This window comes from Paenibacillus sp. FSL K6-1122 (assembly GCF_037977015.1).
Classification (GTDB): Bacteria; Bacillota; Bacilli; order Paenibacillales; family Paenibacillaceae; genus Paenibacillus; species Paenibacillus amylolyticus.
Map to the genome: position 1 here is coordinate 7,136,387 of NZ_CP150272.1, position 9,442 is coordinate 7,145,828.

A 9,442-nucleotide genomic window follows, 5' to 3' on the forward strand; every position below is an offset into this window, starting at 1 on the left:
TTGTACCTCTCCATCATACACTACGATTTAACTCAATCGGCAGTATATTATTTTTACTTTCCTAGACAGAACTGGGAGAAAATCTGATCAATTAATGCATCATGTGCTGTATCTCCAACAATCTCGCCCAAATGCTCCCACGCCAAACGAACATCAATCTGTATCATATCGATCGGAATGAACTGCTCTGCTGCTTCATAGGCATCCACCAGAGACTGCTTCGCTTTTTTGAGCAAAGCAATATGACGCACATTACTGACATAGGTCAGATCTGCGGACTCCAGTTTACCACTGAAGAATAGCGTAGAGATGGCATCTTCCAGTCGATCCACACCCAGATCATCTTTCACCGACATCGGTACAAGCCGTTCTTCCGGAATGTAACGAAGCAGCACGTCACGTTCTACCTGTGGCGTTAAGTCCATTTTATTCATAATGATTATCGATTGTCTACCGCGGATTTGTTCCAATAATTCAATCTCATCGGGATGAAGTGGCTCCGCAGCATTCAGAACCATCAAGATCAGATCAGCTTCACTTACCGCAGAACGAGAGCGTTCTACCCCGATTTTCTCAACAACGTCCATCGTTTCCCGTATTCCTGCCGTATCAAGCAACTTGAGCGGGATATTATTGATCGTAATGAACTCCTCGATCACATCACGAGTTGTTCCTGGAATGTCCGTGACGATGGCCCGGTTGTCTTGCGCAAGTGTATTCATCAATGAGGATTTACCTACGTTAGGTCGTCCAACGATAGCCGTCGTGATACCTTCTCGCAGGATCTTACCTTGCTCTGCTGTAGTCAGCAATTTATCAATTTCAGTCATAACCTGACTGGACTTTTCTTTAATAAAATCAGACGTTAACGACTCCACATCATGCTCGGGATAATCGATATTCACTTCAATATGTGCCAGTGTTTCCACCAGTGTATATCGTAGATCACGCAATTTGGAGGACAGCTTGCCTTCAACCTGTTTCAGCGCAACCGAGAAAGCTCGGTCCGACTTGGAACGAATAAGATCCATAACACCTTCCGCCTGAGACAGGTCAATCCGCCCATTAAGGAAAGCACGCTTCGTGAACTCACCGGGTTCAGCCAGACGAATATCAAGCTGCAATAGGAGGTCCATGACCCGTTTTACGGACACCACACCACCATGCGCACTGATCTCCACCACATCTTCTGTTGTGAACGAGCGTGGTGCTCGCATGACCGTAACCAATACTTCCTCAATCTTTTCCCCATTAACGGGATCTATGATATGACCATAATGAACCGTGTGAGATGCTGCCTGAGTTAAAGGGGTTTTGCTGCGAAAAATCTTTTCCGTCTCCGACACTGCTTCCGGGCCGCTGACCCGGATCACGGCGATACCCGCCTCTCCGACAGCCGTTGATATCGCTGTGATCGTATCACTGATCATAGTTATCTCTCCTTGCTCTATTTTAAATTGCCGTCCCTCTGGGGACGCCATATCCATTTTCAAATCTATTAATGATATATCATATGACATGTTGTTTATCGTATTAAGTCCACTCTTTACTTGTTCTACGCACCTTATCAAATTGCTTCTGTACGAAAAAAGCAATGGCTTCTGCACCGGGCAGGAAGCCATTGCGTCTTCAATTTCGTGTTATTTCGTCGTAATAACCACACGCCGATTAGGCTCCTCGCCCTTACTTAACGTCTTAATCTGCGGGTGATTTTGCAGTTTTGCATGGATGACTTTTCGTTCGAGCGGAGGCATTGGTTCCAGTACAACTTCCTTACCGGTACGGATTGCTTGTCCAGCCAACCGTTCAGCCAGATCCTCCAGCGTCTTCCGCCGACGTTGACGGAAATTCTCCGCGTCGAGCACAATTCGAACGAAGCTTTCCGAATATCGGTTCGCTACAATGTTCGTTAGATACTGAAGCGCATCCAGCGTCTGTCCACGTCTGCCAATAATCATGCCCAGATCTTCGCCGGCAATATTGAAGATATGTCCATCCCGCTGTTTTTTGATATGCACTTCAACATCCAGTCCCATACCTGCTGCGACCTCTTTCAAGAAAGCAGCCGCTTCTTCATAGGGATTTTTAGCTGCGACATCCTCGAGTAATGCATCTACTTCAGACTTGTATGCAGCTGGCTTGATCGGCTGTGGAACAACTTCCGGTACAGGCAATAATTTCACTTCAACTTTGGCCGCCCTCACCCCGAACAAACCCAGGAATCCTTTTGACGGCTGCTCTAACACTTGTATCTCGACCTTGTCCCGACTTACGCCAAGCTCGGTCAATCCTTGGTTTACAGCATCTTCAACGGTTTTTCCTGACGTAATGACTTTGGTCATTTCGATTTTTTGGCCCCTTTCGACCCTTTCCCAGAGACGGTCGCTTTGCCACCGTTTTTGCGTTTAGCTCCATTTTTGGAAGAGCTATTCTGCTTCACGTTGACCTCAGCTACGATTTTATCATTATTCCGGTAAAGGAAATAGTTTTGCACGATCGTGTAGATGTTACTGTAGAACCAGTACAGCGGAAGTGCTGACGGGAACTGATAAGACATCACGAAGATCAAAATCGGGTACACCCACAGCATAAACTGCATCGGACCAATTTGCTGTGCAGGGTTCATACGCATCATCATCCAAGTTTGAATGAATGTTGTGATGGCAGCCAGCACTGGCAAAATAAACAGGTGATCGGGTGATCCAAGCTGGAGCCACAAGAAATCATGCGTTCTCAGACTGGAGTTTCCGTAAATTGAGTTATAAAGTGCGATGTAAATCGGCATCTGAATGATAAGTGGCAGACAACCGGCCATCGGATTAACTTTGTTCTCCTGGAACAACTTCATCGTTTCTTGCTGAACTTTCTCAGGTGTATCTTTAAACTTGGCTTGAATCTCCTTCAGCTGCGGCTGAATGGCCTGCATAGCTTTGGAGCTACGGACTTGTTTCATTGTTAGTGGTAAAATCAATGTCCGTACAATAAGCACCATCACGAGGACGGCCAGTCCATATTCACCTTTGAACCAGTTGGCGAATGTATCCAGCGCCAGTGAGAACCAGTACACAACATTGGCTTGCCAAAAAGAATCACTATTCTTTAGATCTTCCGTAGTAACCCCGGCTCCTTGTGGAGTACATCCGGCGAGCACAGTGACCATTGCAATGACTGCAATGAGGAGAATCCACTTCCCCTTTGATGTCTTCAATCGCGACACTTCATAACCCCTCTCTTAACCAATCCATTCCATCGTAAAATCATACCATAATTAGGAGGACAAATAAACCGAAGCTTACCGCTTGCTCGACTTCAAAAGAGAGCCCTTTCGCATCGCATGTAGCAGGCTTTTTTCCATTTCCTTATAGGGCATGTCCAGTGCACCTTTTCTGACGATAAAAATCAGATCCATCTGCGTGACGATTTCATGCTCATGATGACGAACAATTTCCTTGATCATGCGTCTCATCCGGTTGCGTACGACAGCGTTTCCGATTTTCTTGCTGCATGATACGCCGACCCGAAATTGTTCCGTATCTTTACGGCGACAGCCATACACCACGAATTGATGATTGGCAAACGATTTCCCATACCGGTATACGCGACTAAAGTCCGCCCGGTTTCGTAGACGCAGTCTTTTATACACGGCGCTTCTCCTTGCTCTTCTCCACCAATGTTATTGACGGAGGCCTCATTACTGATTTAGTATAGGCTTTCTTGAATGACGGTAAACCGTCTTGGCGACAACTTCATTTGGGATGATTGTTAATCAGCTACTTGAACTGATCCGCATTCTTCCGGGATGAATGTTGATGGCCATTTAAACCTATCAACGATTCATCATTATATAAGGTAAGTTTTCGAAAAATGGAAAACTCACTCAACATACATTCGTGTGTGTTTTGCACTTTTTCGCAGACCATTCAGACCTGATCTGTAGCAGCACCCAGTCTGATTTGAGCTAATTAAGAAAAAAAAGACCACCTCGGTGGTCTTCAATGCATTAAGCACTCAGGTTTTTACGGCCTTTAAGGCGACGTGCGGCCAAAATTTTACGGCCGTTGCTCGTGCTCATTCTTTTCCGGAAACCATGAACTTTTTTACGTTTGCTAACGTTCGGTTTGAATGTAGGTCTCAATGTATTGCACCTCCTCACAAGGAAATACTTATGTGATGAATCACTTTCATCTTCACAGAAAACACCTTTATATATTTAACCATGATCACCTGGAAAAGTCAACTGCATGGCGCAAGGCTTCTCCCTCTTTTATATACACTCTTCATCCCACCCATAGTAATGACCACAGTCCGTTCACTTCAATACCAATTTCAAGCCCCGAAGAGAGTCCTGAAAGTTATCCCCAGACCCCGATCAGATCACCATATTTCAGCTTTTATAGTTATCCACACCCTCCAATACCTGTTATCTCCTTCATTTCATCCTGTTTAAAGTTATTCACATGTGGATAATGATTATAGGCTATTAATATCGTCATATTCTAATCCGGTTGTATCCGCTTCAATTAAGGTTTACAAGCTTTTGAGAAAGGTGTAGGATAAAAATCACATCTTGTATACAAGTAGTCCTTTGAAAAAAACATTAGCCGTTAGCTTGTAGCTACAGACTATGGATTGAACTGAATGTCCAGTCCGCAAAATAGTTATGCTATGATCAGTAATGAACTGATTACTTATTAATAGGAGCGTTAGCCATATGTTATTTCCTTCTTCCTGGCTCCAAGGGGCTTCCCGTGGTGAAGCCATTGCCTGCGAATTAAGGCTGCGGATCATCAGCGGTACCCTTCGACCTGGAGAGATTTTGTCGGAAAACCGAATTGCGGCTGATTTTGACAGCAGTCGTTCACCTGTCCGTGAAGCGTTGCGAACATTGTCCAATGAAGGACTTATTCGACTTGAACGTATGGGTGTCGTTGTCATTGGACTACGAATCAAGGATGTCGAAGAATTGTATGATGTCCGTTTCCTGATTGAAAGTTTTGTGCAGCAGCGACTTGCTGGTGATGTCCCAGAATCATTAATCACCCAGCTGCGTAACGTGATCGACAAAATGCAACTTGCTGGACGGCATCAGGACGCCGTCGAATTCGCCTATCAGGATCTCGTTTTCCATGAAACGATCATTGAAGCTGCTCAGCATTCCCGTATTTCACATCTATGGAAGAGTATTCGATATGTTGTGATGACCGTTATGCTGCTCACAACGCGCAGAGTATTTGTTCAAGGTGAGCAGAAAGTAAGCGCTGTAATTGAGAAACACCGTTTGCTCGTTGAAGCACTTGAATCAGGTGACAAGGTACTCATTCAGGCTGGAATCCGCACATATTTCCAAGATTCTGGCAAAACTCTGCACCAAAGCTTTGATTCCTAATGGGTGCAAGGCGTTTGCAATCATATCCGTCGTGAATGATTGCGGCTTAACTTGTCGACAAGTATACAAAATGCGATTTTGTTTTAAATTTGGGCATGATAAAACTACATTTTTCGCCAACACCTTCTGCGGTACTGGTACACATTTAATTGTTGACGATAATTTCACTTGTAAGCGTTCTATATCAGAAATAAAGGAGCACACAACATCATGAGCACTCTTTTTGGACTATCCCACAACGCAACATTATTGGTTTGGACGTTAATTGCGATCGTTTTTCTGATCGTTTTGATCTCCAAGTATAAATGGAATCCCTTTATCACTCTGCTGTTGTCCGCATTAATGCTCGGTTTGCTTACAGGCATGAAACCTGCCGATGTGATCTCTTCCATTACCGGGGGACTTGGCGGCACACTTGGAACCATCGCAATTGTTATTGCTCTCGGTACGATGCTTGGTAAGATGATGGCCGAATCTGGCGGTGCCGAGCGCATTGCAACTACATTAGTTGATCGGTTTGGTGTGAAACGTGTGCACTGGGCCATGATGATTGTTGGATTTATCGTTGGTATTCCCGTTTTCTTCGAAGTTGGCGTGATTTTGATGATCCCCATCATTTTTACCGTTGCACGCAAAACCAACATGTCTTTGCTTCAGATTGGTATTCCCATTTTGGCGGGTCTGTCGACTGTACACGGTTTGGTTCCACCCCATCCAGCGCCAATGATTGCAATTGAAGCCTTCAGCGCGGATCTGGGTAAAACCATTTTGTACTCCCTTATTGTTGGTATTCCTACAGCGATTATTGCGGGTCCTTTGTTTGGTAAGTTTATTGGTAAAAGAATACACACCGAACCGCCAGCAGAACTGGCTGAACAATTCGCAACCAAAACAAACAGCAACATGCCTGGGTTTGGTATTACCCTGTTTACCATATTGCTGCCGGTTATTTTGATGCTGATTGGTTCCATAGCAAGCATCATTGACCCAAATGCCACGAGCGGTTTCACCGTTTTCAGTGAATTTATCGGTCATGAGATCATTGCTTTGCTCATTTCAGTTGTATTTGCCCTCTTTTCACTCGGCTTTGCACGTGGATTCACCAAACACGATATTTCCCGTTTCACCAGTGAATGTCTGGCGCCTACGGCGACCATCATTCTCATTATTGGTGGAGGCGGTGCCTTCAAACAGGTATTGATCAATAGTGGTGTGGGTAACGCGATTGCTGAAGTCGCTACCCATGCCAACATCAACGTGATCCTGTTTGCCTGGCTTGTCGCTGGTCTCATTCGTGTAGCTACCGGTTCAGCAACCGTAGCCATGACAACAGCCGCCGGTATTGTCGCTCCAGTGCTTGCACTCACACCAGGGGCCAATATTGAGCTGGTTGTACTCGCCACAGGTGCGGGGTCACTCATCTTGTCTCATGTAAACGATGCGGGATTCTGGATGATCAAAGAATTCTTTAATATGAGCGTTTCCCAGACATTGAAAACGTGGACCGTTATGGAAACACTATTATCTGTAGTGGGACTGATCTTTATTTTGCTCCTGAGTACAGTGGTATAAATGGAGTATCTATAGTAGAAAGAAATTAAAATCTCATCGCTTTCTGGAGAAAGAAGGATTAAATACATGAACAACTATATGATTGGGATCGATATTGGTACCACCAGTACCAAATCCGTATTATTTACCGAGCAAGGCTCTGTCGTCAGTACCTCAACGCAGGAATACCCTTTGTATACCCCGGCACCCGATGTTGCCGAGCAGGACCCTGAAGAGATTGTGCAAGCAGCCCTCCGTTCTGTGCGAGGAGTTATGGATCAGAGTGGTGTTGCTGCCGAGCAGATCCTGTTTGTATCCTGTAGCTCGGCTATGCATAGTGTCATTGCCATGGGACAGGATAATAAACCCTTAACCCGTTGCATCACCTGGGCGGATAATCGAAGTGCAGCTTGGTCTGCCAAGCTGCAAGAGAATGGATTGGGCCATCGCATTTATCTGCGCACAGGTACACCGATCCATCCCATGTCACCGCTGACCAAATTAATGTGGCTGCGCCACGATGAACCTGAACTTTTTGAGAGTACCGCCAAATTTATTTCGATTAAAGAATATCTGTTCTTCCGTCTATTCGGACAATATGTCGTCGACCATTCCATCGCTTCCTGCACAGGTTTGCTCAATCTGGAACAACTGGACTGGGACGCAGAGGCCCTTGAGGTTGCAGGCATTACACCCGACCATCTCTCGAAGCTTGTACCTACAACACATATATTAGAAGGAATGAATCTCGAATTGGCTGAAAAAATGGCTCTCTCCCCCTCTACGCCCTTTGTTATTGGCGCAAGTGATGGGGTTTTATCCAATCTCGGCGTAAACGCCATTGAACCTGGTGTTGTCGCAGCAACCATCGGAACCAGCGGGGCCATTCGCACTGTCGTGGACCGTCCGGTTACCGATCCCAAAGGTCGAACCTTCTGTTATGCCCTCACAGAGAATCTTTGGGTCATTGGTGGACCTGTGAATAACGGTGGCATGCTGTTTCGTTGGGTGCGGGATGAATTCGCCGCGTCTGAAGTGGAGACAGCGAAACGACTTGGCATCAATTCCTATGATGTACTGACCAAAATTGCCGAACGTGTCCGGCCGGGATCGGAAGGGCTTCTGTTCCATCCGTACCTTTCGGGCGAACGTGCCCCTTTATGGAATCCGGATGCCCGTGGCTCCTTTTTTGGCTTAACACTCCATCACCAGAAAGAGCATATGATTCGTGCTGTCCTGGAAGGGGTTATTTTCAACCTATATACGGTACTGCTCGCCATGGAAGAACAGATTGGGCAACCAACCTCCATTCAAGCCACAGGTGGATTTGCACGCTCTCCTCTCTGGCGCCAGATGATGTCTGATATCTTCAATCAGGAAGTGGTTGTACCCGAGAGCTTCGAAAGTTCCTGTTTGGGTGCCGTCGTGCTTGGTTTGTACGCTACAGGGCGGATCCAATCGCTTCATGCCGTTTCTTCCATGGTCGGTACAACGCATCGGCATACCCCTATCAAAGAGAATGCTGTACTCTACCAAGAGCTGCTGCCCATCTTTATTCGGATCTCTCGCAAACTGGAAGAGGAATACGCAGATATCGCTGAATTCCAGCGTAAGATGTCCCTTCCCCGTCTCTAAATCATCAATCCATACTTCGTCTCTGCATTAAAAAAGAGGGTGTCCTCTAAAACCAAAAATCGGTTTTAGAGGACACCCTCTTTTGCTATACACGCATAATCTATCCTTTGATTTCATATTATACATTCATACACTTCAACCTCCATATTCGAGCATCAGCTTACCTCTTATCCTGATAATTCTCATTCCATATGTCTCAAAATGAAGTCATCTATGTCCATTATTCTTATACATTGTCATCACAGAATTACCATCTACTCAGAAAATACACCACTGATCTTGTTCAATTAAAAGCATGAGTTTACTCCCCCTCTCCGTCTCCCATCCAGATACTGAATTCGTCGCTTTCACCATCGCCCCATTGGCAAGAAAAACACGAGGGTGAGAGGTCACTCTTTTTCCGATCTCAATCATGCTTTGTTTTCACTTCACGGTTATCCACAGACAGGTTATTCACAAACGAAGAATACTTTTACACACAATTTGGCATCATTTGACGGATAACCTGTGTATAAGACATTTTTGGTTTTTGGGTCATTCTGTCGAAAATTAAACAGTTTATAAACAATATATTGTGTTGTGACTAAAAATTATACACAAGTTATTGAATTTGTGGATAAAATCACGCAATACGTTGAAATGCGGGGTTTCTTTTGCTATGATTGTATTACTTTTGGATGTGAATATGTGATCTGACCCATAATATTATCAACAGCCTGTGGATAAAGTTGTGAACAATTTTCCGTTGTTCATACTTTTTTTGTTTTCGACCTGCGGGGGTTTGGGGATAAATTCAACAATATATCTCGTATTTCGACACTGCATCATGGCTTAAGCCACACTTGGAACATGTAAAAGGAGTGACAGTCT

At 45.1% G+C, this 9,442-nt stretch carries 8 protein-coding genes; 3 read left to right on the plus strand and 5 right to left on the minus strand.

What is annotated here, in order from left to right:
* Positions 1–53: 53 nt before the first annotated feature.
* The 5 genes from mnmE to rpmH form a co-directional block, all read right to left on the minus strand.
* The gene (mnmE, locus tag NSQ20_RS31645; RefSeq protein ID WP_100526828.1) at positions 54–1,430 is read right to left on the minus strand and encodes a tRNA uridine-5-carboxymethylaminomethyl(34) synthesis GTPase MnmE; all 1,377 of its coding nucleotides are present in this window, start codon (positions 1,428–1,430) and stop codon (positions 54–56) included.
* A 210-nt stretch (positions 1,431–1,640) separates the two neighbouring features.
* Positions 1,641–2,342 carry an RNA-binding cell elongation regulator Jag/EloR gene (jag, locus tag NSQ20_RS31650; RefSeq protein WP_036611977.1) on the minus strand — a complete coding sequence of 234 codons (702 nt, stop codon included), beginning with the start codon at positions 2,340–2,342 and terminating at the stop codon, positions 1,641–1,643.
* Positions 2,339–3,217: a YidC/Oxa1 family membrane protein insertase gene (locus NSQ20_RS31655; RefSeq protein WP_076252192.1), complete on the minus strand. Its 879-nt coding sequence runs from the start codon at positions 3,215–3,217 to the stop codon at positions 2,339–2,341. Before NSQ20_RS31655 ends, jag begins: the two co-directional genes overlap by 4 nt.
* Before the next feature lie 75 nt (positions 3,218–3,292).
* The gene (rnpA, locus tag NSQ20_RS31660; protein ID WP_036611981.1) at positions 3,293–3,643 is read right to left on the minus strand and encodes a ribonuclease P protein component; all 351 of its coding nucleotides are present in this window, start codon (positions 3,641–3,643) and stop codon (positions 3,293–3,295) included.
* A 357-nt stretch (positions 3,644–4,000) separates the two neighbouring features.
* Positions 4,001–4,135, minus strand: coding sequence for a 50S ribosomal protein L34 (gene rpmH / locus NSQ20_RS31665; RefSeq protein ID WP_017691413.1), 135 nt, complete (start codon positions 4,133–4,135; stop codon positions 4,001–4,003).
* 576 nt (positions 4,136–4,711) lie between these two features.
* Here rpmH and NSQ20_RS31670 point away from each other — a divergent pair.
* The 3 genes from NSQ20_RS31670 (at position 4,712) to gntK (ending at position 8,572) form a co-directional block, all read left to right on the plus strand.
* On the plus strand, positions 4,712–5,386 hold the full coding sequence (locus tag NSQ20_RS31670) for a GntR family transcriptional regulator (RefSeq protein ID WP_340031561.1): 675 nt from the start codon (positions 4,712–4,714) through the stop codon (positions 5,384–5,386).
* Positions 5,387–5,596: 210 nt separating this feature from the next.
* On the plus strand, positions 5,597–6,958 hold the full coding sequence (locus NSQ20_RS31675; protein ID WP_036671886.1) for a gluconate:H+ symporter: 1,362 nt from the start codon (positions 5,597–5,599) through the stop codon (positions 6,956–6,958).
* 66 nt (positions 6,959–7,024) lie between these two features.
* Positions 7,025–8,572: a gluconokinase gene (gntK, locus tag NSQ20_RS31680; protein WP_340031562.1), complete on the plus strand. Its 1,548-nt coding sequence runs from the start codon at positions 7,025–7,027 to the stop codon at positions 8,570–8,572.
* The last annotated feature ends 870 nt before the right edge of the window (positions 8,573–9,442 follow it).